This window comes from Pseudomonas canadensis (genome assembly GCF_030980095.1).
GTDB lineage: Bacteria > Pseudomonadota > Gammaproteobacteria > Pseudomonadales > Pseudomonadaceae > Aquipseudomonas > Aquipseudomonas canadensis.
Window position 1 is genome coordinate 4667843 of the sequence record NZ_CP133298.1, and the last position, 26007, is coordinate 4693849.

At 60.9% G+C, this 26007-nt stretch carries 21 protein-coding genes; 12 read left to right on the forward strand and 9 right to left on the reverse strand.

Going from position 1 to position 26007, the window contains the following annotated elements; genetic code table 11:
* The first annotated feature begins 84 nt into the window (after positions 1–84).
* From xdhA to guaD, 4 genes are read left to right on the forward strand one after another with little or no spacing between them, the layout of a single operon-like run.
* Entirely contained in the window at positions 85–1533 is a 1449-nt protein-coding gene (gene xdhA, locus RB216_RS21550) for a xanthine dehydrogenase small subunit (RefSeq protein ID WP_028617495.1), read from the forward strand.
* Complete coding sequence (xdhB, locus tag RB216_RS21555; protein ID WP_122554753.1) at positions 1526–3928, forward strand: xanthine dehydrogenase molybdopterin binding subunit; 2403 nt, start codon at positions 1526–1528, stop codon at positions 3926–3928. Before xdhA ends, xdhB begins: the two co-directional genes overlap by 8 nt.
* A 21-nt stretch (positions 3929–3949) precedes the next feature.
* Positions 3950–4789 (forward strand): xanthine dehydrogenase accessory protein XdhC, encoded by an 840-nt coding sequence (xdhC, locus tag RB216_RS21560; RefSeq protein WP_122687266.1) that lies wholly within the window; start codon positions 3950–3952, stop codon positions 4787–4789.
* A gap of 12 nt (positions 4790–4801) precedes the next feature.
* On the forward strand, positions 4802–6106 hold the full coding sequence (gene guaD / locus RB216_RS21565; protein WP_308907855.1) for a guanine deaminase: 1305 nt from the start codon (positions 4802–4804) through the stop codon (positions 6104–6106).
* A gap of 147 nt (positions 6107–6253) precedes the next feature.
* Here guaD and RB216_RS21570 read toward each other — a convergent pair whose 3' ends face one another.
* The gene (locus RB216_RS21570) at positions 6254–7018 is read right to left on the reverse strand and encodes a GntR family transcriptional regulator (RefSeq protein ID WP_015885332.1); all 765 of its coding nucleotides are present in this window, start codon (positions 7016–7018) and stop codon (positions 6254–6256) included.
* Between the two features lie 226 nt (positions 7019–7244).
* Here RB216_RS21570 and RB216_RS21575 point away from each other — a divergent pair, with 226 nt between their 5' ends.
* Entirely contained in the window at positions 7245–8435 is a 1191-nt protein-coding gene (locus tag RB216_RS21575) for a benzoate/H(+) symporter BenE family transporter (protein ID WP_028617498.1), read from the forward strand.
* A gap of 36 nt (positions 8436–8471) precedes the next feature.
* On the opposite strand, the gene RB216_RS21580 is transcribed toward RB216_RS21575, so the two are convergent.
* Positions 8472–8816, reverse strand: coding sequence for a YggL family protein (locus tag RB216_RS21580; RefSeq protein WP_028617499.1), 345 nt, complete (start codon positions 8814–8816; stop codon positions 8472–8474).
* Between the two features lie 237 nt (positions 8817–9053).
* On the opposite strand from RB216_RS21580, the gene dacB reads away from it, so the two are divergent.
* Positions 9054–10514 carry a D-alanyl-D-alanine carboxypeptidase/D-alanyl-D-alanine endopeptidase gene (dacB, locus tag RB216_RS21585; protein WP_028617500.1) on the forward strand — a complete coding sequence of 487 codons (1461 nt, stop codon included), beginning with the start codon at positions 9054–9056 and terminating at the stop codon, positions 10512–10514.
* A gap of 1 nt (position 10515) precedes the next feature.
* Here dacB and RB216_RS21590 read toward each other — a convergent pair whose 3' ends face one another.
* Complete coding sequence (locus RB216_RS21590; RefSeq protein ID WP_122687265.1) at positions 10516–12948, reverse strand: sensor domain-containing diguanylate cyclase; 2433 nt, start codon at positions 12946–12948, stop codon at positions 10516–10518.
* Between the two features lie 140 nt (positions 12949–13088).
* Positions 13089–15353: a bifunctional 23S rRNA (guanine(2069)-N(7))-methyltransferase RlmK/23S rRNA (guanine(2445)-N(2))-methyltransferase RlmL gene (gene rlmKL / locus RB216_RS21595; RefSeq protein WP_236320262.1), complete on the reverse strand. Its 2265-nt coding sequence runs from the start codon at positions 15351–15353 to the stop codon at positions 13089–13091.
* A 532-nt stretch (positions 15354–15885) separates the two neighbouring features.
* Between rlmKL and rmf the strand changes: the two genes are divergently transcribed.
* Complete coding sequence (gene rmf, locus RB216_RS21600; protein WP_002553055.1) at positions 15886–16101, forward strand: ribosome modulation factor; 216 nt, start codon at positions 15886–15888, stop codon at positions 16099–16101.
* Positions 16102–16303: 202 nt separating this feature from the next.
* Here rmf and RB216_RS21605 read toward each other — a convergent pair whose 3' ends face one another.
* The 5 genes from RB216_RS21605 to sctC all read right to left on the reverse strand — a co-directional run bounded on the left by RB216_RS21605 (position 16304) and on the right by sctC (position 20087).
* Positions 16304–17329 carry a quinone-dependent dihydroorotate dehydrogenase gene (locus RB216_RS21605; protein ID WP_028617503.1) on the reverse strand — a complete coding sequence of 342 codons (1026 nt, stop codon included), beginning with the start codon at positions 17327–17329 and terminating at the stop codon, positions 16304–16306.
* Positions 17330–17414: 85 nt separating this feature from the next.
* Positions 17415–17837: a transglycosylase SLT domain-containing protein gene (locus RB216_RS21610; protein WP_308907856.1), complete on the reverse strand. Its 423-nt coding sequence runs from the start codon at positions 17835–17837 to the stop codon at positions 17415–17417.
* Between the two features lie 31 nt (positions 17838–17868).
* On the reverse strand, positions 17869–18264 hold the full coding sequence (locus RB216_RS21615; protein ID WP_028617505.1) for a winged helix-turn-helix domain-containing protein: 396 nt from the start codon (positions 18262–18264) through the stop codon (positions 17869–17871).
* Positions 18265–18419: 155 nt separating this feature from the next.
* A complete protein-coding gene (locus RB216_RS21620; RefSeq protein WP_028617506.1) occupies positions 18420–18644 on the reverse strand; it encodes a FliM/FliN family flagellar motor switch protein in 225 nt (74 codons plus the stop codon).
* A 15-nt stretch (positions 18645–18659) separates the two neighbouring features.
* On the reverse strand, positions 18660–20087 hold the full coding sequence (gene sctC / locus RB216_RS21625; RefSeq protein ID WP_028617507.1) for a type III secretion system outer membrane ring subunit SctC: 1428 nt from the start codon (positions 20085–20087) through the stop codon (positions 18660–18662).
* 274 nt (positions 20088–20361) lie between these two features.
* Between sctC and RB216_RS21630 the strand changes: the two genes are divergently transcribed.
* The 5 genes from RB216_RS21630 to cobA all read left to right on the forward strand — a co-directional run bounded on the left by RB216_RS21630 (position 20362) and on the right by cobA (position 25983).
* Positions 20362–21588: a CmpA/NrtA family ABC transporter substrate-binding protein gene (locus RB216_RS21630; RefSeq protein WP_028617508.1), complete on the forward strand. Its 1227-nt coding sequence runs from the start codon at positions 20362–20364 to the stop codon at positions 21586–21588.
* 13 nt (positions 21589–21601) lie between these two features.
* The gene (locus RB216_RS21635) at positions 21602–22177 is read left to right on the forward strand and encodes an ANTAR domain-containing response regulator (protein ID WP_028617509.1); all 576 of its coding nucleotides are present in this window, start codon (positions 21602–21604) and stop codon (positions 22175–22177) included.
* 157 nt (positions 22178–22334) lie between these two features.
* Positions 22335–23546 carry a nitrate/nitrite transporter gene (locus RB216_RS21640; RefSeq protein WP_016979267.1) on the forward strand — a complete coding sequence of 404 codons (1212 nt, stop codon included), beginning with the start codon at positions 22335–22337 and terminating at the stop codon, positions 23544–23546.
* A complete protein-coding gene (locus tag RB216_RS21645) occupies positions 23546–25216 on the forward strand; it encodes a bifunctional protein-serine/threonine kinase/phosphatase (RefSeq protein WP_068935025.1) in 1671 nt (556 codons plus the stop codon). Before RB216_RS21640 ends, RB216_RS21645 begins: the two co-directional genes overlap by 1 nt.
* A 26-nt stretch (positions 25217–25242) precedes the next feature.
* Positions 25243–25983 carry a uroporphyrinogen-III C-methyltransferase gene (cobA, locus tag RB216_RS21650; RefSeq protein ID WP_028617511.1) on the forward strand — a complete coding sequence of 247 codons (741 nt, stop codon included), beginning with the start codon at positions 25243–25245 and terminating at the stop codon, positions 25981–25983.
* Positions 25984–26007: the final 24 nt, after the last annotated feature.

Below are 26007 nucleotides of genomic sequence, written 5' to 3' on the forward strand. Positions count from 1 at the left end.
CAGAAAATCGTTGACCGAAAAGTCAGACATGACTAGATTCGGCGCAAAGCGGTTAACAACAATAATGAGTCTGCGAGGCCTTCCGTGATCCAGTTTTTACTTAACCAGGAACTCCGTAGCGAGCACGCCCTGGACCCCAACCTGACGGTGCTCAACTATCTGCGTGAGCATCTAGGCAAATCCGGCACCAAGGAAGGCTGCGCCAGCGGCGATTGCGGTGCCTGCACCGTGGTGGTCGGCGAACTGCACGCCGATGATCAAGGCGCCGAGCAGATTCGCTATCGCAGTCTCAATTCGTGCCTGACCTTTGTGTCGTCGTTGCACGGCAAGCAACTGATCAGCGTCGAAGACCTCAAGCACCAGGGCCAACTGCACAGCGTCCAGCAAGCCATGGTCGAATGCCACGGCTCGCAATGCGGCTTTTGCACCCCGGGCTTCGTGATGTCGTTGTTCGCCCTGCAAAAGAACAGTGACGCGCCCGACAGCCAAAAAGCCCACGAAGCCCTGGCCGGCAACCTGTGCCGCTGCACCGGTTATCGCCCGATTCTTGCGGCCGCCGAACAGGCCTGCTGCAACAAGCCCCAGGACCAGTTCGACAGCCGGCAGGCAGAGACCATTGCCCGCCTCAAAGCCATCGCGCCGACGCAAACCGGTGAACTCAACAGCGGCGACAAACGCTGCCTCGTGCCGCTGACCGTCGCCGACCTGGCCGACCTCTATGACGCCTACCCACAAGCTCGCTTGTTGGCGGGCGGCACCGACCTGGCGCTGGAAGTCACCCAGTTCCACCGCACGCTGCCGGTGATGATCTACGTCGGCAATATTGAAGAAATGAAACGTGTCGACGACTTCGACGACCGCCTGGAAATCGGCGCCGCCACCGCCCTCTCCGACTGCTACACCGCGCTGCACCATGAATACCCGGACTTCGGCGAGCTGCTGCACCGCTTCGCCTCCCTGCAGATCCGCAACCAGGGCACCTTGGGCGGCAACATCGGCAACGCCTCGCCGATTGGGGACTCACCACCGCTGCTGATTGCCTTGGGCGCGCAGATCGTGTTGTGCAAAGGCGAAACCCGCCGCACCTTGGCGCTGGAAGATTACTTCATCGATTACCGCGTCACCGCGCGCCAGGACAGCGAATTCATCGAGAAGATCATCGTGCCGAAAGGCCACACGCTGTTCCGCGCCTACAAGGTCTCCAAACGCCTGGACGATGATATCTCCGCCGTGTGCGCCGCGTTCAACCTGAAGATCGAAAACGGTGTAATCAACGAGGCCCGCGTCGCGTTCGGCGGCATGGCTGCCACGCCAAAACGTGCCAAGAGCTGCGAAGCCGCGTTGGTTGGCGCCACCTGGAACTCCGCCACCGTGGAAAAGGCCTGCGCCGCCCTGGCCGAGGATTTCACCCCGCTGTCGGACTTCCGCGCCAGCAAGGAATACCGCCTGCTCAGCGCGCAGAACCTGCTGCGCAAATACTTCATCGAACTGCAAACGCCGCACATCGAGACTCGGGTGACCGCTTATGTCTAACCATCACGCCGTCGTTAAAACCCAGGCCGAACTCGCCGAGCTGTTCGCCCAGGACCTCACCTCCGGGGTCGGTCGCAGCGTCAAGCATGACAGCGCCGCCAAGCACGTGTCCGGCGAAGCGCAGTACATCGATGATCGCCTGGAATTCCCTAACCAGCTGCATCTGTATGCGCGCATGTCCGACCGTGCCCACGCCCGCATCATCAGCATCGACACCACGCCCTGCTACGCCTTTGAAGGCGTGCGCATTGTCATCACCCACGAAGACGTGCCGGGGCTAAAAGACATCGGCCCATTGATGCCGGGCGATCCATTGCTGGCGATCGACACCGTGCAGTTCGTCGGCCAGGTCGTACTGGCGGTCGCCGCCCGCGACCTGGAAACCGCACGCAAGGCCGCGATGGCCGCCGTGATCGAATACGAAGACCTGGAGCCGGTGCTGGACGTGGTCGAGGCCTTCCGCAAGAAGCATTTCGTGCTGGACAGCCACACTCACCAACGCGGCGATTCGGCCGGCGCCTTGGCCACCGCAAAAAACCGCATCCAAGGCACGCTGCATATCGGCGGCCAGGAACACTTTTACCTGGAAACCCAGATTTCCTCGGTAATGCCCACCGAAGATGGCGGCATGATTGTCTACTGCTCCACGCAGAATCCCACCGAAGTGCAGAAGCTGGTGGCCGAAGTGCTGGACGTGTCGATGAACAAAATCGTCGTGGACATGCGCCGCATGGGCGGTGGTTTCGGCGGCAAGGAAACCCAGGCGGCCAGCCCGGCGTGCCTGTGCGCGGTAGTCGCGCGCCTGACCGGTCAGCCGACCAAGATGCGCCTGCCGCGCGTCGAAGACATGTTGATGACCGGCAAGCGCCACCCCTTCTATATCGAATACGACGTGGGCTTCGACGACAGCGGCCGCCTGCACGGGATCAACCTGGAGCTGGCGGGTAACTGCGGCTGTTCGCCGGACCTGTCCAACTCGATTGTCGACCGTGCGATGTTCCACGCCGACAATTCGTATTACCTGGGCGATGCCACGGTCAACGGCCACCGCTGCAAGACCAACACCGCCTCCAACACCGCTTATCGCGGTTTCGGCGGCCCGCAAGGCATGGTTGCCATCGAGGAAGTGATGGACGCCATCGCCCGCCATCTGGCCCTCGATCCGCTGGCGGTGCGCAAGGTCAATTACTACGGCAAGACCGAGCGCAACGTCACCCACTACTACCAGACCGTCGAGCACAACATGCTCGAAGAGATGACCGCCGAGCTTGAAGCCAGCAGCCAGTACGCCGAGCGCCGCGAAGCGATTCGCCTGTACAACGCCCACAGCCCGATCCTGAAAAAAGGCCTGGCGCTGACCCCGGTGAAATTCGGCATTTCGTTTACCGCCAGCTTCCTCAACCAGGCCGGTGCGTTGATCCATATCTACACCGACGGCAGCATCCACCTGAACCACGGTGGCACCGAGATGGGCCAAGGCTTGAACACCAAGGTCGCGCAGGTGGTGGCCGAAGTGTTCCAAGTGGACATCGACCGTGTACAGATCACCGCCACCAACACTGACAAGGTGCCCAACACCTCGCCAACGGCGGCCTCCAGCGGTGCCGACTTAAACGGCAAGGCTGCGCAGAACGCCGCCGAAACCATCAAGCAACGCCTGGTGGAATTCGCCGCACGCAAATACGACGTGAGTGAAGCGGATGTGGAATTCCACAACGGTCACGTGCGCGTGCGTGACCAGATCCTCACCTTCGAAGCGTTGATCCAACAGGCGTATTTTGCCCAGGTCTCGCTGTCGAGCACCGGCTTCTACAAGACCCCGAAAATCTTCTATGACCGCAGCCAGTCCCGTGGTCGGCCGTTCTACTACTTCGCGTTCGGTGCGGCGTGCTGCGAAGTGATCGTCGACACCCTGACCGGCGAATACAAGATGCTACGCACCGACATCCTCCACGACGTCGGCGCCTCGCTGAACCCGGCCATCGACATTGGCCAGGTAGAAGGCGGGTTTATCCAGGGAATGGGCTGGCTGACCATGGAAGAGCTGGTGTGGAACAACAAGGGCAAGCTGATGACCAATGGCCCGGCCAGCTACAAGATCCCGGCCGTGGCCGACATGCCGCTGGACCTGCGGGTGAAGCTGGTGGAAAACCGCAAGAACCCGGAAGACACGGTGTTCCATTCCAAGGCCGTGGGCGAACCGCCGTTCATGCTCGGGATTGCTTCGTGGTGCGCGATCAAGGACGCGGTAGCGAGCCTGGGTGACTATCGCCATCAACCCAAGATCGATGCGCCAGCGACGCCGGAACGGGTGTTGTGGGGCTGCGAACAAATGCGGCAGTTGCAAACAACCCCACCCCCTGTAGGAGCTGGCTTGCCAGCGATGACGGCCTGACAGACACCACAAGAGGTGACTATGAACAACTGGATCAGCGCCCTCGCAGACCTGCAAAACCGGGGTGAACCCTGCGTGCTGGTGACCATCATCGAAGAGCTCGGCTCCACGCCGCGCAATGCCGGTTCGAAGATGGTGATCAGCGGCGCGCAGACCTTCGACACCATCGGCGGCGGGCACCTGGAATACAAGGCGATGCAGATCGCCCGCGAGATGCTCGTGCGCGGTCAGCAGAACACCCACCTGGAGCGCTTCAGCCTGGGCGCCAGCCTGGGCCAGTGCTGCGGCGGCGTAACGGTGCTGCTGTTCGAACCCATGGGCCAGGTGCAAGCGCAGATCGCGGTGTTTGGCGCCGGCCATGTCGGCCGTGCGCTGGTGCCATTGCTGGCGAGCCTGCCGTGCCGGGTGCGCTGGATCGATTCGCGGGATCAGGAGTTTCCGGAACATATCCCCCAGGGCGTGCGTAAAATCGTCAGCGAAGAGCCAGTCGACGAAATTGCCGACCTCCCGGTGGGCAGTTACTGCATCGTCATGACCCACAATCACGCGCTGGACCTGGAACTCACCGCCGCGCTGCTCAAACGCAATGACTTTGCCTACTTCGGCCTGATCGGTTCGAAGACCAAACGCGTCAAGTTCGAACACCGCCTGCGTGATCGCGGTTTCGATGCCGCGCAGTTGCAACGCATGCGCTGCCCCATGGGCCTCACCGAGGTGAAGGGCAAGTTGCCGGTGGAAATCGCCATCTCCATCGCAGGCGAAATCATCGCCACCTACAACGCCAATTTCGGCCAGCACACCGCCAGCGCCGAACCTATTGCCAAACTGCTGCCGGCTTCACGTCGCAGCCAAGCCATTTGAATTGAGATCACCATGCCTTTGACTCGCAAAGCCTACCGTGCCGCCCTTCTGCACAGCATCGCCGACCCTGCTGAAGTGGGGATAGAAGCCTCCTACGAATATTTCGAAGACGGCCTGCTGGTGATCGAAAACGGTCAGATCAGTGCCCTTGGCCATGCCAGCGATTTGCTGCCAACCCTGCCTGCCGACATCGAAATCACCCACTACCAGGACGCGCTGATCACGCCCGGCCTGATCGACACCCACATCCACCTGCCGCAAACCGGCATGGTCGGCGCCTATGGCGAGCAGTTGCTCGACTGGCTCAACACCTACACCTTCCCGTGCGAAAGCCAGTTCGCCGACAAGGCCCACGCCGAAGAAGTCGCGGATATTTTCATCAAGGAACTGCTGCGCAATGGCACCACCACCGCGCTGGTGTTTGGCAGCGTGCACCCGCAGTCAGTGAATTCGTTCTTTGAAGCCGCCGAGAAACTCGACCTGCGCATGATCGCCGGCAAGGTGATGATGGACCGCAATGCGCCGGACTACCTGACCGACACCGCCGAATCCGGCTACCAGGAAAGCAAGGCGCTGATCGAACGCTGGCACGGCAAGGGTCGCCTGCACTACGCGGTCACCCCACGTTTTGCACCGACCAGCACACCCGAGCAACTGGCGCTGGCTGGGCAACTGTTGGGGGAATACCCGGACCTGTACATGCAGACTCACATCAGTGAGAACAAGCAGGAAGTCGAGTGGGTGAAGGAGCTGTTTCCGGAGCGCAAGGGCTACATGGATGTGTACGACCACTACAAATTGCTGGGCGAGCGCTCGGTGTTTGCCCATGGCGTGCACCTGTGTGATGACGAATGTGCGCGGTTGGCGGAAACCGGTTCGGCTGTCGCGTTCTGCCCGACCTCGAACTTCTTCCTCGGCAGCGGTTTGTTCAACCTGCCGATGGCTGAGAAGCACAAACTGAATGTGGGCTTGGGCACGGACGTGGGCGGCGGCACCAGTTTCTCGCTGCTGCAAACCCTGAACGAAGCGTACAAGGTCATGCAATTGCAGGGCGCGCGGTTGAACCCGTTCAAATCGCTGTACCTGGCGACGTTGGGTGGTGCGCGTGCATTGCGCTTGGAAGACAAGATCGGCACGTTGCAACCGGGCACCGATGCGGACTTCCTGGTATTGGACTACAACGCCACGCCGCTGCTGAGCTATCGCTTGAAGCAGGCGAAGAATATTGCCGAGACGTTGTTTGTGCTGATGACGCTGGGGGATGACCGGACGGTGTTGCAGACGTATGCGGCCGGGCAACTGGTGCACCAGCGCTAATCCCAAAAAAAATCCCCGGTTATCAACCGGGGATTTTTATATGCACCCTCTCTGTAGGAGCCTGGCTTGCCGGCGATGGCGTTATCAGCTTCGGCGCAGGACTTGAGGGCCTCATCGCCGGCAAGCCGGCTCCTACAAGGAAGAGGGTCAGAGTTTGATCGAGGAGCGACCCGGCTTCTTGGTCTGCAACAAATGCGAGAACACCGCATGCAAATCATCCGACGCGCTCTCTTCATCGAGGTTGAGCTTGCTGTCGATATGGTCCATGTGATGCATCATCAAGTTCACCGCCAGCGCCGCATCCCGCGCTTCGATCGCATCGATCAACTGGGTGTGCTCATCGTAGGAACAGTGCGAGCGGTTGCCGCTTTCGTACTGGGCGATGATCAATGAAGTCTGGGACACCAGGCTGCGCTGGAAGCTGATCAGCGGCGCGTTCTTCGCCGCTTCGGCCAGCTTGAGATGGAATTCGCCGGAGAGACGGATACCGGCGCCACGATCGCCACGGGAGAAGCTGTCGCGCTCGTCGTTGACCATCTGGCGCAGCTCGGCCAGTTGTTCAGCCGTGGCGTGTTGCACGGCCAACTCGGTGATCGCCCGCTCCACCAGACGCCGCGCAAGGAACACTTGACGCGCTTCCTCGACACTCGGGCTGGCCACCACCGCACCGCGATTGGGCCGCAGCAGTACCACGCCTTCATGGGCCAGGCGCGACAGGGCGCGGCGAATGATGGTGCGGCTCACGCCGAAGATTTCGCCCAGTGCCTCTTCACTCAATTTGGTGCCGGGTGCCAGGCGTTGTTCGAGGATCGCCTCGAAGATATGCGCGTAGACGATATCGTCCTGGGTTCCGCTGCGACCGGCCTTGCCGGCACGCGGTTGTTTCTTGAGAGGTTGCAACTGTTCGTTCATGGGCACTCGGGTTTGGAGAACGGCGGCGAATTAACGGTAATACGGCAACAGCGTGTCGCTGGCAAGTATCACCTAAAATCAGGGCACATTGTACACAACCGGATGCGCCAACACACTGTACGGCTGTTTGCGCCGTCGGCTGTATTGCAATGAGTCGTTACGTTTGAGTTTAGGCTTGAATCCGTGCCGACAACGGCAAAAATCCAGGTAAAAGGAACACCTCTCCATGAACGACGCCACCCAAGCGCCTTTGCGCCCGCTGGCCGACACTTCTCCCTCGGCCGTTGTCGCCGGCTTCATCGCCATGATGACCGGCTACACCAGCTCCCTGGTCCTGATGTTTCAGGCCGGGCAAGCCGCCGGTTTGACCACGGCGCAGATTTCTTCATGGATCTGGGCGATTTCCATTGGCATGGCGGTGTGCAGCATCGGCTTGTCCCTGCGCTATCGCACACCGATCACCATTGCCTGGTCGACGCCGGGCGCGGCACTGCTGATCACCAGCCTGGGCGGTGTGAGTTATGGCGAGGCCATCGGTGCCTACATCACCTGCGCCGTCCTTGTGACAATTTGCGGGTTGACCGGCAGCTTTGAAAAACTGGTCAAGCGCATCCCGGCCTCGCTGGCGGCCGCTTTGCTGGCAGGGATTCTGTTCAAGATCGGCAGCGAGATCTTCGTCGCCGCGCAGCATCGCACCGGGCTGGTACTGGGGATGTTCTTCACGTATCTGGTGATCAAGCGCCTGTCGCCGCGTTATGCAGTGCTGGCGGCATTGGTGATCGGCACCGTATTGTCCGGATTGATGGGGCTGCTGGACTTCAGCGGTTTTCACCTGGAAGTGGCGACGCCGGTGTGGACCACGCCGCACTTCTCGCTGGCTGCCACCATCAGCATCGGCATCCCGCTGTTCGTCGTGGCGATGACATCCCAGAACATGCCCGGCGTCGCCGTGCTCAGGGCCGACGGTTACAACGTACCCGCCTCGCCGCTGATCACCGCCACCGGCCTGGCCTCATTGGTGCTGTCGCCCTTCGGCTCCCACGGCATCAACCTGGCGGCGATCAGCGCGGCCATCTGCACCGGGCCCCATGCTCATGAAGACCGTAACAAACGCTACACCGCCGCCGTGTGGTGCGGAGTGTTCTACGGGATTGCCGGGGTGTTCGGCGCGACCTTGGCAGCGTTGTTCGCAGCCTTGCCCAAGGAACTGGTGCTGTCGATTGCGGCATTGGCACTGTTTGGCTCGATCATCAATGGCTTGAGCATCGCCATGAATGAGCCGAAGGAACGGGAAGCGGCGCTGATCACCTTTATGGTCACCGCGTCTGGCTTGACGCTGTTTTCCATCGGGTCGGCGTTCTGGGGAATCGTGGCGGGGGTGTTGACGTTGCTGATTCTGAACTGGCGCAAGGCATAAAAAAACGGCGACCCTGAGGTCGCCGTTTTTTTAGTATCACTTAGCCGCGTTGATCGGCTTTTCCGGATACCACACGTCCAGCAGTGGGCTGACTTCAGCGTTTTTCAGTTCGCTGCGGCCTTTGAGCCAGCTTTCAACAGCTACGCGCTGTTCTTCGTTGACCGAGCCACGCTTCTGCAGGCAAACCAGACCGAAGTCATCGCCGCCAACATAGCCCAGACCGTTGGCTTCCATGGCTTCTTTGATGAATGCTTCGAGGAAAGCGTCGGTAGCTTCTTCACTCAGGTCTTCTTTGAAGTCCAGGTTCAGTTCGAAACCCAGCTCTTGAAATTCATCAACGCACAGTTTTTTGCGCAGACGCTGGGAACGGTTAGTCGCCATTGGAACAATCCTCATAAGTAATAACGGGCGGCACTTTAGCAGTTTAAGGCGGCGATTGCCCGACTCTCTGGGACAGGCGGCACTTTGCGTGTAAAAAAACGCCGAATTCCAGCTATCGTTCAGCTACAAGTGGATCCACCTTGGGGCATAATGCCGACACTTTCATGACCATTGAGGGATTTTTCTTATTTACCCCTCGCCTTTTTCACCCTCCTCAGCAGTAGGGTTTTACTTCTTATGATCAAATCTTTGCGTTCAGTGTTTTTCGCCGGTCTTATTCTGCCACTGGCCTTTTCCGTCTCCGCCGCCCCCGTCAACAACACCCTGCCGCCCAATGTTCAACAGGCGCTGGCCAAAGCCAAGCTGCAAAACACTGCGTTGTCCTTGGTAATGATCCCCCTGAACGGTCCGGGCACGCCGACTGTCTTCAACGCTGACGTCTCCGTGAACCCGGCGTCGACCATGAAGCTGGTCACCACTTATGCGGCCCTGGAAATGCTCGGCCCCAATCACCAGTGGAAAACCGAGTTCTACACCGACGGCACCCTCAGCGGTGGCGTGTTGCACGGCAACCTTTACCTCAAGGGCGGCGGCGATCCCAAGCTGAACATGGAAAAACTCTGGCTGCTGATGCGCGACCTGCGCGCCAACGGCGTGCAGCAAGTCACTGGCGACCTGGTGCTGGACCGTGGTTTCTTCAACCAACCGGTGTTGCCGGAATTCAATGACGATGGCAACGACGAGAACAAACCGTTCCTGGTCAAGCCGGACGCGCTGCTGGTCAACCTCAAAGCCCTGCGTTTTGTGACGCGGAATGATTCCGGCCGCGTGCTGGTGTCGGTCGAGCCGCCGATTGCGAGCATCCGCATCGACAATCAGGTCAAGGTGTCCAACGCCAAGCAGTGCACTGGCGATGTACGCTATAACCCGGTGACCGCCGCCGATGGCAGCGTGACAGTGACGGTCAGCGGCCAGTTGGCCGATGGCTGCAGTTCGCAGACTTATCTGTCCTTGCTCGACCACGCCACCTACACCGCAGGCGCCGTGCGCGCGATCTGGCAGGAACTGGGCGGTACCATCCAGGGCCGTGACATCCAGGCACCCGTGCCCAAAGATGCCAAGGTACTGGCACGGGCGTTCTCACCGGACCTGGCGGAAATCATCCGCGACATCAACAAATACAGTAACAACACCATGGCCCAGCAACTGTTCCTGAGCCTGGGCGCGCAGTTCCGTAACGACGCCGATGGCGACGATGCCAAGGCGGCACAACGTGTGGTGCGCCAGTGGCTGGCGAAGAAAGGCATCACCGCGCCGCACCTGGTAATGGAGAACGGCTCTGGCCTGTCGCGTGCCGAACGCGTCAGCGCCCGCGAAATGGCGGCCATGCTGCAAGCTGCGTGGAAAAGCCCTTACGCCGCCGAATACATCAGCTCGATGCCGATCGCCGGCACCGACGGCACCATGCGCAAACGCCTGAAGACCACTGCCATGCGCGGCGAAGCCCACGTCAAGACAGGTACTTTGAACACCGTACGTGCCATCGCCGGGTTCAGCCGCGACAACAACGGCAATACCTGGGCCGTGGTGGCAATCCTCAACGATCCGAAGCCATGGGGTGCTTCGTCGGTGCTGGATCAGGTGCTGCTGGACTTGTATCGTCAGCCGAAGGCAGTGGCGGCCGCTCCAGTCCTCTGATTTATTGCACGGGACCGCTGCGCGGTCCGACGGGAGCAAGCTCCCTCGCCACAACTTCCACCCGATCCCTGCCCGCCTGCTTGGCCACATACACGGCCGAGTCGGCGCGCAGCAGCAACCCGTCAATGCCCTCATCCACCCGCCAACTGGCCACGCCAAAGCTGGCGGTGACGATGCCTACCGGTTCCATCGGCGCACTGCGCAGCGCCGTCCACAACTCCACCGCCAGGCTGTAGGCCTGTGCACCATCGGTGTGCGGGCACAGCACCATGAACTCCTCGCCGCCCAGGCGGCAGAACACATCGGTGCGGCGCAGGCGCTGGCTGATGCGCTTGCACAGTTCCTGCAGCACCCCATCGCCCACGGCATGCCCGTGCTGGTCGTTGATGCGTTTGAAGTGATCGATATCCAGCATGATCACGGACAAGTTACCCGAGGTGCGATTGAGCCTCACCATTTCGGCCTTGAGACGATCCTGGAAATAGCGGCGGTTATGAATGCCAGTCAAAGCGTCGGTGATGGACAGCGCACGCAGTTCTTCTTCCACCCGCTTCAGATCGGAAATATCCGACACGTACCCATGCCACAACGTACCGCCTGCGGGTAACTCTTCCGGCGTCGCCTCGCCACGAATCCAACGCAGGCCGCGTTGCGGCAACAACACGCGGTATTCCTCGCGCCAATGGCTCAACTGCAATGCTGACAAGCGAATCGAAGCGCGCACCCGCTCCGCATCCAACGGGTGGATGCGCTCGAACACTTTATTCGCATCCTGCTGCAATACCTTGGGTTCGATTTCATAGATGTCACGCATGCCGTCACTGGCGTAGATGAATTTCCAGTTGTCCTGGGGCTCCAGGGTGAACTGGAAGATCCCGCCGGGCACATGGGCGCTGAGCTTCTTGAGCAGGCGATCGCGGGCCGCCAAGGCCTCGTAGGCACGTTTCTGTTCGGTGATGTCCAGGTAAATCGCCAAGTGGCCGATCCACAAACCATGGTCGTCCAGCAACACCGTGGCCAGCATGTTCACGGTCAACTGAGTGCCGTTTTCGCGGATCAAGCTCCATTCGCGGGCTTCGTGCAGGGTGTCCGGGCTTTCCACCAGCATCGCCTGGCTGGCGGGAATACGCTTGCCCAACGCCACACTCAGGCTGGCCGCGCGCGCTTCCAGCTCCGACGCCAGGTGCAGGCTCTCCAATGTGTGCGTGCCTACCACGTGCTCGGCCTTGAAACCCAGCATCTGCTCGGCGCCGGCGTTGAAGGTATTAATGACGCCGCGCAGGTCGGTGGCAATGATCGCCACCTGAGTCGCGGCGTTCAGCACGCTGCGCAATTGGCCATGGGCACCGCGCAGTTCCTGTTCACGCAGGCGCAACTGGGCAGTGCGCTGCTCCACCAGCTTCACGGCGCGCTGACGCTGGCTTACCAGCACATAGAGCAAGGCACTGAGCAGCAGGCTGAGCAGGCAGCCCATGGTCAGGATGGTGTTCAGCGAGGAATGGTTGGCCTGGTCGAACACCTGGCTGGGGCGCAGTTTCAAGGCGTACACATGGTCACCCAGCGTGAGACGACGCGCACCGACCAGGTCGCTGCTGCCGACGTCATTGCTGGATTCGAAGAGCACGCGTTTCTGCAGGTCGGACGTGTCGATGATCTGCATCACCAGGTTGTCCCGCTCGGGCTTGGGCAGACCGTCGGCCACCAGCTGGCGCATGCTGATCACTGCCATCACATAGCCGTAGGGCTCGTTCTGCGACTGATCGGAGGTGGGCAGCTGACTCACCGGCGCGACCAGTAAAACCCCGGTGGCATAGGCCGGCTCCACTCCCACCAACTGCATAGGCTGGGACACCGCCAGCTTGCCGGTCTTTTGCGCACGCTCAAGAGTTGAACGCCGCAAGGGCTGGGCCAAAAGATCAAAGCCAAGGGGCGCGCCCAACAGGCTTTGAGTCTGGCTGTACAGCACCGGCACGTATTCCTCACGCTGGGGCGCAGGGGCCAGCTCACCGGCTGTATTCAGTTCGCGGATCACGAAAGGCAGGCCGCGCTGGCGGGAGACGTCTTGCTCAAACTGGCTGCGCTGCTCGCGGTACACCCGTGGCGCCCATGAGTACGCACGGGCGCGCAACAACAAAGGCTGGGCAAAACCGTCGAATTCTTCGCGGGACACATCATCGGAATTGACGAAGAAGCGCCGCAGGCTGTTCAGCCGTTGCTCCTGGTCTTCGAAACGTTCCTGCAGGCGGGTGTAGCGCTCATTGACCAGCAATTGAAAGCGCTGGCGCACCTGTTGCTGATAGAGGTCGGCGGCCGCCCAGGCGACAACCGCCGTCAAGGCAAACCCTGCCAGTAACACTACCAATGCCACCAGCCAAGCCGACGCCTGCTCACTGATAAAGCCTAGGATTTTCGGGCGTACGGCTTGCAACGGCATAGGCAACACTCACAACGCCAGCGTGCGGGGGGTGTCACTTTGGCTAGGCCTTAAGTTATAGCCATCGGCCCTGTGTTTGACCAGCGTAAAAAAGCCGCAAGCCCGGAATAATCCAGGCTTGCGGCTTTTTGGTGCAGCGATCAGCGTGCGGTGATTTTCCACGCCCGATGGATCTTCGCGTTGCGCGCAAAATCCGGGTCGATGGTCTTGTCGCTGATTTCCTCGACCGCATAACGTTCGCTGAGGTTGTCCTCCAGCGCGAACTTGCGGAAGTTGTTCGAGAAATACAGTACGCCGCCCGGTGCCAGGCGCGCCATGGCCAGGTCGAGCAACTGCACGTGGTCGCGCTGCACGTCGAAGATGCCTTCCATGCGCTTGGAGTTGGAGAAGGTCGGCGGGTCGATGAAGATCAGGTCGAACTCATCGCGGCTGGCCTCCAGCCACGCCATCACATCACCCTGCTCCAGGCGGTTCTTGTCGGAAAAACCGTTGAGGGAGAAGTTGCGACGCGCCCAGTCCAGATAGGTCTTGGACAGATCGACGCTGGTGGTGCTGCGCGCGCCGCCTTTGGCCGCGTGCACACTGGCGGTGGCGGTGTAGCAATACAGGTTGAGGAAGCGCTTGCCGGCGGCTTCTTTCTGGATGCGCAGGCGCATTGGGCGGTGGTCGAGAAACAGGCCGGTGTCCAGGTAGTCGGTGAGGTTGACCAGCAACTTCACGCCGCCTTCGCTGACTTCGGTGAACTTACCCTGGGCGCTCTGGCGCTCGTACTGCTTGGTGCCGCTCTGACGCTCGCGACGCTTGACCACCACGCGGCTCTTGTCGATGTTCAGCGCCTGGGGAATCGCCGCCAGCGCATCGAACATACGCGCGGAGGCTTTTTCCGGGTCGATGGATTTCGGCGCAGCGTACTCCTGCACGTGGACCCAGTCGTGGTACAGGTCGATTGCCATGGAGTATTCCGGCATGTCGGCATCGTACACACGGTAGCAATCCACGCCTTCGCGCTTGGCCCACTTGCCCAGCAACTTGAGGTTCTTCTGCAGGCGGTTGGCGAACATCTGCCCGCCTTCGCTCAGGCGCGCCTGCTCGACCACCGGGGCCGGAGCGGGTTTGATCGGGTTGCCGTTCTTGTTGTACTGGCGCTCTTGCGGCTCAGCCGGGGCTTGATCGTAAGCGGCTTGCTCACGCTCAGCCTGACGCTGTTCCGGGGTACGACGCTCGCCGGTGACGAACTGGTCCGGATTGACTTTGATCAGCAACAGCTTGCACGGCAACGCGCCGTTCCAGAACGAATACTGTTTGTGGCTGCGGATACCCATGCGCTTGCCCAGGTCCGGCGCACCGGTGAACACCGCCGCTTCCCAGCCCATGCAGGCCTGGCGCAGACGCTCGCCGAGGTTCTGGTAGAGGTACAACAGGCTGGCTTCGTCACCCAGACGCTCGCCGTACGGCGGGTTGCAGATGACCAGGCCTTTCTGGTTCTGGTCCGGACGCGGCTCGAAAGTGCCGACTTCGCCCTGGTACACCTTGATCCAATGGCTCAGGCCTGCGCGTTCGATGTTGTTGCGCGCGGGTTGGATCAACCGTGGGTCGGCTTCGTAGCCTCGGATCCACAGTGGCGGCTTGTTCATGCCGATGGCGGCACGTTCAGTAGCTTCTGTGTGCAGCTTCTTCCACAGCGCCGGGACGTGACCCAGCCAGGTGGTGAAGCCCCACAGTTCGCGATTCAGGTTGGGCGCCATGTCGGCAGCGATCATCGCGCCTTCCACCAGGAAGGTGCCCACGCCGCACATCGGGTCGCTCAGCGCGCCGCCTTCAGCCGCAATGCGCGGCCAGCCGGCACGGATCAGGATCGCGGCGGCCAGGTTTTCCTTCAACGGTGCCGCGCCCTGCTGCAGACGGTAACCGCGCTGGTGCAGGCTGTGGCCGGACAGGTCGAGGGACAGGATGGCTTCGCCACGGTCCAGGCGCAGGTGGATGCGCAGGTCCGGGTTGATCTTGTCGATGGACGGGCGTTCGCCAGTCGGGGTGCGCAGCTTGTCGACGATCGCATCCTTGACCTTCAGCGCGCCGAAGTGGGTGTTGTCGATGCCCGATCCGTGACCACTGAACTCAACGGCCAGGGTGCCGTCCGGCACCATGTGGTCGGCCCACTCGATGTCCAGCACGCCGTGGTAAAGGTCTTCGGCGTCCTTCATCGGGAAGCGCTTGAGCACCAGCAGCACGCGGTTGGCCAGGCGCGACCAGAGGCACAGGCGGTAAGCGGTTTCCATGTCGGCCATACCGCGCACGGCCGAGGTGTGCTCGCGGGCTTCCTCAAGGCCAAGCCCGACGGCTTCCTCGATCAGCAGGCCTTCGAGGCCCTTGGGGCAGGTGAGGAAGAGTTCAAAACGGTCCGACATGGGGCATTCCAGGCTTTTCAGCAATAAATGAACGGGCGACGCATCGCCGGCTCGGTTTTCAATCAAGCACTTTTCTTGAAGAGTGCTCGCGGGGCACGAATGTGCCGTCCCACCCCGTCCGACAGGCCCTTGGGCCTTTATTGACGGGGCAGATAAACAATTAGCTGTAACAAAAAGAAATATTCCGACCCTTCGTCGAATAATAACCGACTGCAACGAGCGGACATTCTCACTAAAGGATTAAACCCATCCTCTTTGCAGGGTGCATCATAGCTGGCTTTGCCAGATAAATGGGGCGAAAAGCCATCCCAGCTTATGGCTATAGCATCGTTATCGTTACGTGCTTATGACAAAACGATCATTGAATCCATGTGACCTATTGGTTAGAACTCAACACAGGTTGGCGCCGTAACGACGCCGACACACAGGCTCGCCACGCCGGCAGCGAGCCCACCAACGGCAGAAAAACTCTGCCCGGCCCTACGCGGGGCCGAAGGATATCAAGACAGTCAACAAGTGAGGGAAACACCCTATGAGAAGACTTAAGCGTGATCCGTTGGAAAGAGCATTTTTACGCGGATATCAATATGGCGTTCATGGCAAATCCCGTGAGCTTTGCCCATTTACTCTACCGTCGGTACGCCAAGCCTGGATCAACGGCTGGCGAGAAGGACGCGGCGACAACTGGGACGGTATGACTGGCACTGCGGGAATCCACAGACTCAACGAACTTCACGCCGTCGGCTAATCAAGGGCAACTCATTCCGACATCACCACCGATGAAGATGTAACGACTTAACCACGCACGTCCTATCCGGGCGGCGGGCTTCGGCCCAGGGGGCTCCTTAATGGAGCCCTTTTTAATGGGCCTGTAGGAGCCGGCTTGCGGGCGATGAGGCCTTAGGAATCGACGTTGATCTTGGATACACCATCGCCGGCAAGCCGGACTCCTACTGTTTCGGTAATGCTGCGATCGCGTCCACCGACTGGCGGATCAACGCCGGGCCCTTGTAGATAAACCCAGAGTACAACTGCACCAGGCTGGCACCCGCGGCGATCTTCTCGGCAGCGTGCTTGCCTTCGGTGACGCCTCCTGCGGCGATGATCGGCAAACGTCCAGCCAGCTCGGCGGCCAGCACCTTGACGATATGGGTGCTCTGCTCACGCACCGGCGCGCCCGACAGGCCACCCGCCTCGTCACCATGGGCCAAGCCTTCGACACCTACGCGGCTGAGGGTGGTGTTGGTCGCGATCACCGCGTCCATGCCAGCGTCCACCAGGGCTTGGGCGACCAATACGGTTTCTTCGTCGCTCATGTCCGGGGCAATCTTGATCGCCAGCGGCACGCGCTTGCCATGGCGCACGGCCAGGTCTTCCTGGCGCTGGCGCAGGGCTTCGAGCAATTGCTTGAGGGAATCACCGAACTGCAGGCTGCGCAGGCCCGGGGTGTTGGGCGAACTGACGTTGACCGTGACATAGCTGGCGTGGGCGTAAACCTTGTCCAGGCAGATCAAGTAATCATCGACGGCACGCTCGACCGGCGTATCGAAGTTCTTGCCGATATTGATACCGAGGATGCCCTTGTACTTCGCCGCCTGAACCCGCGACAGCAGATGATCAACGCCCAGGTTGTTGAAGCCCATACGGTTGATGATCGCCTCGGCTTCCGGCAGGCGGAAGATGCGCGGCTTGGGGTTGCCCGGCTGTGGTCGTGGGGTCACGGTGCCGATTTCGACGAAACCGAAACCCAACTGCGCAAAGCCATCGATGGCCGCACCGTTTTTATCCAGACCGGCCGCCAGCCCGACCGGGTTGGGGAAGTCGAGCCCCATCACCGAGACCGGCATTTTCGCCGGTGCCTTGCATACCAGGCCATTGAGCCCCAGGCGTCCACCGGCACCGATCAGGTCCAGGGACAGATCGTGGGAAGTTTCCGGGGAAAGTTTGAACAACAGCTGGCGGGCCAGGGTATACATGGGCGGGCTAGACTCGGTGGCGGCGAAAGGTGGCGGCGATTATAGCCGGGGTGACAGGTAGCGCGCGAGGCGTGAACCTCAATCGTCAGTAACGGTGCGCGACCAACTGCTCGTAATACGCCCATATTTTCTGCGCATACTGCATGCGCAACGCCTCGCGCTCGGGCCCGGTGCCTGTCCCCACGTTGTAGGAACCCACTGCCGTCCAGTTGTAGCCAAAGCGCTGGATGAACTCGGCCAGGATCGAAGCCCCCACCTCAACCGACAGGCAGGGCTCATTGATCAAGCGATCCTCGGTAATGCCCTGCTTGAGCAAGCGTGGCAGATGAATGCTGTTGATCTGCATCAGGCCGATGTCTCGGGTGCCATTACGGTTGGCATGATTCATCGCTTGCGCACGATTACCCGATTCCACGACCGCGATCGCTTGCAGCAACTCCGGCTCGATGTTGTATTGCGTCGCGGCCTCTTTCCAACAGTAGGCCAACGCTTGCTGACTGACCATCATGGCACCCAACACCCAGCCCGTGCTCCACAACCTAACCACGCTTCAACAACCCCTGGCTGACTTGGCCGCAGGCCGAACACACCTGTTGCGCACGCCCCGACACCGTGCTCACCGGACAGGTAAAACGATATCCCCGACCGTAGATCGTCTTGATAAACCCCTTATCGGCACCGAGGTATTTACGCAGCGAGTAGATGCAGCGCGTCAACGACTCCTCGGCAACCTCTCCCTGCGGCCAGCCCAGTTCGAGCAAGCGATCCTTGGTCATCAACGTACCATCAGAGACCAACAGCAGCCGTAATACTTGCCACTCCTTAGGGGGTAACTGGACATCCGACCCCTCGCCCGTCAGGCGACCGTGGTCATGCAGGGTCCAACGCGCAAACACCAGGGAAACCGCCGTCCCTCCATCATCCATGACGGCCATGGTTACCTCGGCATCCAACTGCTGACATTGACGTCCTCATTTCAATCACTGACTCATGTGCCCATGTCACGACTATAAAAAACCGGCTCACGACTCACGCTAGGAAAAAACCCATATATCCAGCGGCTTTTGAAAACATGCTGTAAGACGTTTCGCTATCCCTCTTCGACAGGCAGCCACGCCTGATATACCTCATGCAACTCAACCCCTAGCCGGTCTTCCAATTGCACCAACTCGCCCAACGCCAACAATTGCCCATTCACCCGAACCTCCACGCAATGGATGATCTCCGGCATCAGCGGCAACACCTTTCCGGGCGCAAAGGCAGCCAGCCGCCTGCGGCTGATCAGTTGTTCCTGTAGAAGAATTTCCAGATGCATGAGTTAACACCTTGTTTACGGTGAGACATCGCGCTGCGGTCGCACAAATGCACGCTGGACACGCTCGTATTGCGCCGCAGTCAGGGGTGGTGGCCCTCCTGCCTCTTCCAACCCCTTCAACTCGCTGCCCACCGCCCTGGCCTGGATCACAAACAGGCGTACTTGGGCTGGACGACCTGCCCCCCGCCCTTCAGATTCCCGCTGAAACGCACCCAGCCATAGGCGTCTGCCCTGAGGCACTCGGACCACGCTGTTGATACCCACCCGCCCCACCGCCGCGTTTTTTTCACGCTGCCCCGCCTCACTCATCTGGCGCCCTTCGTCCACCTCAAGGCGCATTTCAATCTGGTTACCCTGCGCAAAACGTGGCAGCACGCTGACCTGGGTGCCATAACGCAGCGGTTTCCAGTCGGCGCGATTGTCTCCGCGGGGCGGCATGTAAAACGTGTGGTTGTCCTGGAACACCGCCGGCACATTCTCCTGGGTGAGAATCACCGGCAACGTCGCCACCTTCGCTCGTCGGCGACGCTCCAATGCAGCGACCTTTGCCATGAGGAGGCTATCGTCCAAGGGGGCCAAGACTCGCGTGGTCGACGCCTTCGGTTCTTCATCCGAGTCCAGGCCCAGTTTCTTCAATTCATCGCGTTCAACATCCACCAGCCACAGCGAGACCTCGATCGCTCGCTTGGGCACGTCGAGTTCCGCCACCAGTTTCTGGATGAAACTCACTTGGGCCGGCTTGCCCTTGATCAACAGGCTGTTGCTGTCCGGGTACGCGATCACGCCCAGGCTCTTGTCCGAGAGCAACCCCTTTTGCTCGCTGGCCAACAGGGTCTCGATCATCGTCGCCATCCCCGGCACGGTGACCGGGTTGTCGCGCGTGCCGTACTGTCGATCCACCACATCGGTATTGAGCACTTGGACGACGGCAAAGGACTGAGCGCCCACTCGCAAGTCAGCCCTTTTGCGGTCCATCAACTGAGCCAGGCGCAGTACCTGGTCGATATAATTCGGTGGGCCGGACACATAGAACGTGCGCGCTCCACTTTCACGCAATGGATAACGTGATTCATCGAGGCCGGAGCGGCGCATCAGGCTACGTAGCCTGTCGACCGAGATATGCCGCAAGGTCACCGCAGAACTTTTTTCTTCGCCTGCGTCATAGACATGCAGCGCTTGCCCGTCGCTGTACCAGATCAACCCTTGCTCAAGTGCAAGCGCCTCCAGGGCCTGTTGTGGCGCATCGAAATCCAGTGCTGCGCTGAGGCGTTTGCGTGCGACTTCGCGACTCACAACGATGGGCAACCCAAGTGGCACCGACAGCGCAGTGAACACGGTATGCAGGCTTTGGTCCTGCGCTTGGTAAAGCTCGCCCCAGGCCCGCGTGTTGATCAAGAGCAGCGCGACAAACAACAGTCGACGGTATAGCCAGAGGCGAGGCATCGTTGCTGGGACTTCGGCGTACACCGTGGGCGTTCCTCGGCGGTCTGGCAGTGGGAGAGTCGCCATACTGAGAGCCCGCCCGCTTTCAATCTTGATGGAAAGTTGATGAGTCTCCAGGTCCACTCGGCCGTGGCATGTGCCTTGCTATGAACTCTGTATCAGAGCACGCACCAAAGGCGGAGCGAGCTTACGGACAAAGGCGTCGTTACCCGCATTGGCTTACATCGCCATCTGAGGGAACGACGCTTTTTTTTGGAAGAAAAGGTAGGTGTAGATGAACGATTCGGTGGGCAACAGCCCGATGAACGACCCGCTGGCCTGGGTCAACGGCAGTGATGCACCGGAAAAAGGCAGCCTCGACCTGGGCTTCATGGCCTTGAGTGACTGCGCCTCGATGGTGGTGGCGGCCACCCAGGGCTTCGCGCAACCCTATGGCCTGACCTTGAACCTCAAGCGCCAATCGTCCTGGGCCAACCTGCGCGACAAACTGGTCAGCGGCGAACTGGACGCCGCCCACAGCCTGTACGGGCTGATCTACGCCGTGCACCTGGGTATCGGTGGTGTCGCGCCCACCGACATGGCCGTGCTGATGGGGCTCAACCAGAACGGCCAAAGCATCAACCTGTCCCACGGTTTGCAACAACAGGGGGTGATCACTCCTGAGGCACTGGATCGCCACGTGCACCAAAGCCGAACAAAACTGACCTTCGCCCAGACATTTCCCACAGGCACCCATGCGATGTGGCTGTATTACTGGCTGGCAAGCCAGGGCATTCATCCATTACAGGATGTGGACAGCGTAGTGGTCCCACCACCGCAAATGGTTGCGCACCTGCAAGCCGGGCGCATCGATGGGTTTTGCGTCGGCGAGCCCTGGTGCGCCAGCGCGGTCAAACAGAACCAAGGGTTTACCCTGGCGACGACCCAGGCTATCTGGCCGGATCATCCGGAAAAGGTGCTCGGCTGCACCCAGGCGTTCGTGGATCAAAACCCGAACACGGCCCGCGTGCTGGTGAGGGCAATCCTGGAAGCCAGTCGGTTTATCGAAGAAAGCCGCGAAAACCGCCGCTCCACCGCACAACTGCTCAGTGGCCGCGAATACCTCGATGCCCCGCTCGACTGCATCGAGCCGCGCCTGCTGGGGATCTATGACGACGGCCTGGGCAATCAGTGGCAGGATCCCCACGCGCTGCGTTTTTTTGCCGACGGCGAGGTCAACCTCCCCTACCTCTCTGACGGCATGTGGTTCATGACCCAGTTCCGGCGCTGGGGTCTGTTGCGCGAAGACCCCGACTACCTCGGTGTTGCGCGCCAGGTGCAGCAACTGGCGCTGTATCGCCAGGCCGCCGATGGACTGGGGATCGCCACGAACGACCAGGACATGCGCAGCAGCCAACTGATCGACGGCAAAATCTGGGACGGTTCCGACCCCGCCGGCTATGCCCGCAGCTTCCGGCTGCATGCGCTGGCCGATCCGACCCACCGCCAAGCCTTGCGCTGACAGGAGGACCTCCATGTTGCGAATCCTGCTGATCAACGACACCCCACGCAAGGTAGGCCGACTCAAGACTGCGCTGATCGAAGCCGGTTTTGACGTGATCGACGAGTCCGGCCTGACCATTGACCTGCCCGCACGCGTCGAAACGGTGCGCCCGGATGTGATCTTGATCGATACCGAGTCACCGGGGCGCGATGTGATGGAGCAAGTGGTGCTGGTCAGCCGTGACCAACCCCGGCCCATCGTGATGTTCACCGACGAACACGACCCGAACGTGATGCGCCAGGCGATCAAGTCCGGCGTCAGCGCCTACATCGTCGAAGGCATCCAGGCCCAGCGCCTGCAGCCGATCCTTGATGTGGCCATGGCCCGCTTCGAAAGCGATCAGGCCTTGCGCGCGCAGCTTCAAGCCCGCGACCAGCAGTTGGCCGAGCGCAAACGTATCGAGTTGGCCAAGGGCATGCTGATGAAAATGAAGGACTGCAACGAGGAAGAGGCCTACACCCTGATGCGCCGCCAGGCCATGAGCCGCCAGCAGAAGCTGATCCAGGTGGCGGAGCAGATTATCGCCATGAGCGAGTTGCTCGGCTGATTTGGCGCAGCTCTTGCTAAGCATTCACCACAGGTAGCCAACGGCGGTTGCCCCTCCCCGACAAAGACGTCGCACACCCGGTTTGCCCTCGCGAACCCGGTGGCGGCGTTTTTTCGTTTTGGCCTTCTTACAAGACTCCCAACCGTTGAGGTGCGTGATGAAATCAAGCTTCTGGAAATCCGGGCACACCCCGACCTTGTTTGCCGCGTTCCTGTATTTCGACCTGAGCTTCATGGTCTGGTACCTGCTGGGCCCCTTGGCGATACAGATTGCCGCCGACCTGCACCTGACCACTCAGCAGCGTGGCCTGATGGTCGCAACGCCGATCCTAGCGGGTGCGATTTTGCGCTTTTTGATGGGTATGCTGGCGGACAAGTTGTCGCCCAAGACGGCAGGCCTGATTGGCCAGGTGATTGTGATTTGCGCCCTGTTCGGCGCCTGGAAACTCGGGATCCATAGCTACGAACAAGCGCTGTTGCTGGGTGTGTTCCTCGGCATGGCCGGTGCATCGTTTGCCGTCGCGCTGCCACTGGCCTCCCAGTGGTACCCGGCTGAACATCAGGGCAAGGCGATGGGTATCGCCGGTGCGGGTAACTCCGGCACAGTGTTCGCCGCGTTGCTGGCACCGGTATTGGCGGCCGCCTTTGGCTGGAGCAACGTGTTCGGCTTCGCGCTGATCCCCCTGGTGCTGACCCTGATCGTCTTTGCCTGGCTGGCACGCAATGCCCCGGAACGCCCGAAGGCCAAGTCCATGGCCGACTACTTCAAGGCCCTGGGTGACCGGGACAGTTGGTGGTTCATGTTTTTCTACAGCGTGACCTTCGGCGGCTTTATCGGCCTGGCAAGCGCCCTGCCCGGCTATTTCAATGACCAATACGGCCTGAGCCCGGTGACAGCCGGCTACTACACCGCCGCCTGCGTGTTCGGCGGCAGCCTGATGCGCCCGCTGGGTGGCGCGTTGGCGGATCGCTTCGGCGGGATTCGAACCTTGCTGGGCATGTACAGCGTGGCGGCGATCTGCATCGCGGCGGTGGGTTTCAACCTGCCGAGTTCCTACGCAGCGCTGGCGCTTTTCGTCTGCACCATGCTGGGTCTCGGCGCAGGAAATGGCGCAGTGTTCCAATTGGTGCCGCAGCGTTTCCGCCGTGAGATCGGCGTGATGACCGGCCTGATCGGCATGGCTGGCGGTATCGGCGGCTTTGCCCTGGCAGCCGGCATGGGCGCGATCAAACAAAGTACCGGCAGCTATCAGATGGCGTTGTGGTTGTTCGCCAGCCTGGGCGTATTGGCCTGGTTCGGCCTGCACGGCGTGAAGCGTCGCTGGAGAACCACCTGGGGCTCGGCTGCCGTGACGGCTGCGCGGGTCTGATGAGCCTGCAACTGAGCGTCGCCCAAGCCAGTGCCATTGGCCCCCGGGCGGAAAACCAGGACGCGTTGCGGGTGGTCACACCCGTGGCCGAACTGGCGGCGAGCAAGGGCTACCTGTGCGCCATCGCCGACGGCGTGAGCCAGTGCGCCGACGGCGGCCTGGCCGCGCGCTCGACCTTGCAGGCCCTCGCCCTGGATTACTACGCCACGCCGCAAACCTGGGGCGTGGCTCAGGCCCTGGAGCGTTTGCTGCTGGCACAGAATCGCTGGTTGCAAGCCAATGGTGGTGGTCAGCCTCTGTTGACCACCCTGAGTGCGCTGGTGTTTCGCGGCCAGCGCTTCACCCTGGCGCATGTCGGCGATTGCCGAGCGTATCGTTGGCTCGACGGCCAATTGCAGCGCATCACCGAGGATCACGTCTGGGAGCAACCGGGCATGCAGCATGTGCTCAAGCGCGCCCTTGGCCTGGATCAACATCTGGTGGTGGATTTTCTCGATGGCCAGTTGCGTGAAGGCGAATGTTTCCTACTGCTCAGTGATGGCGTGTGGGCAACGCTGGGCGATCACAGTATCCAGGCGATTTTGCGCGAACAAACCAACCTGGATGTGGCGGTCAACACCCTAGTCAACGCCGCACACCTTGCGGGTAGCCAGGACAATGCCAGCGCGCTGTTGGTACGTGTCGACGCCCTCGGCGCAGCCACGCTCGGCGATGCGCTGGTACAGTTGCAGCAATGGCCACTGCCACCGCTGTTGAAAGCCGGGCAGCACTTTGAAGGCTGGCAGGTGGAGAGCGTGTTGGCGCAAAGCCGGCAGTCACTGCTTTACCGGGTGCGCGATGCCCAGCAACAACCCTGGCTGTTGAAAACCCTGCCGTTGAGCCGTGACGACGATCACGATGCCGGCCAAGCCTTGCTGTCGGAGGAATGGTTTCTGCGTCGGGTTGCGGGGCGGGCATTCCCTGAAGTCCATGCCGGCAGCGGGCGCCAGCATTTGTACTACGTGATGCGTGAATATTCCGGCCAGACCCTGGCCGAACTGTTCCTACATCAAGGCCCTTTGCCCTTGGCGCAATGGCAGTCGATTGCCGAGCGTCTGCTGCGGGCTGTGGGCATGCTGCATCGGCGGCAGATCCTGCACCGCGATATCAAGCCGGAAAACCTGCTGCTGGGAGACGACGGAGAGTTGCGAGTGCTGGATTTCGGCCTGGCGTATTGCCCAGGCCTGTCGGAAGACGGCGCTCATGCGCTGCCAGGCACGCCCAGCTTTATTGCACCTGAAGCCTTCAACGGCGAGCGTCCTACGGCCCAACAGGATTTATACGGCGTCGGCGTTACCTTGTATTACCTGCTGACCGGACATTACCCCTACGGCGAAATCGAGGCCTTCCAACGGCCCCGGTTTACTCAGCCTGTCAGCGCCAGCCGCTACCGTCCCGACCTGCCGGATTGGCTGCCCCTCAGCCTGGAACGGGCCGTGGCGGCCCAACCCGCCCATCGCTATGAAACCGCCGAAGAGTGGTTGCGCGTACTGGAACAGGCTGACCGCCAGGAAATGAGCATTCGCCCCCGGCCTTTGCTGGAGCGGGAGCCCATGAAGGTCTGGCGCACGCTGGCGCTGCTCTCGTTATTGATCAATCTGGTGCTGTTGTACTCACTCTTTCACCGCTGACGTCATCCCTGGACGAGGAACACCCTATGAATGCAAAAGTCTGGCTGGTAGGCGCGGGTCCGGGTGACCCGGAACTGCTGACCCTCAAGGCGGTACGCGCCCTGCGTGAGGCCGATGTGGTGCTGATCGATGACTTGGTCAACCCGGCAGTGCTGGAACATTGCGCGGACGCGCGCGTGGTCACAGTGGGCAAACGCGGCGGCTGCCGGTCGACCCCGCAGGACTTTATCCACCGCCTGATGCTGCGCTATGCGCGCCAGGGCAAATGCGTGGTGCGGCTCAAAGGCGGCGACCCGTGCATTTTCGGACGCGGCGGCGAAGAGGCGATGTGGCTGCGTGAACAGGGTGTCGAGGTGGAATTGGTCAACGGTATTACCGCAGGCCTGGCGGGCGCGACGAATTGCGCGGTGCCGTTGACGTTGCGTGGGGTGAGTCGTGGCGTGACCTTGGTCACGGCGCATACCCAGGACGACAGCCGCCTGAATTGGCGCGCCCTGGCCGAGGGCGGGACTACGTTGGTGGTGTACATGGGCGTGGCGAAACTGGAGGAAATCCGCCAGCAACTGCTCGACGGCGGAATGGCGGCGGATATGCCGGTGGCGATGATCGAGAATGCATCGCTGCCCCAGCAAAGGGAATGCCGCAGCGAACTATGGCGTATGCATGAAGATGCACAGGCATTTGCCTTGAAGAGCCCGGCAATCCTGGTGATCGGCCGTGTCGCCGGCAGCGAACAGGCCGCATACCTCGCAGCAGCTACTGCCTGAGGCAAATTCCAGGCGAAAAAAAGC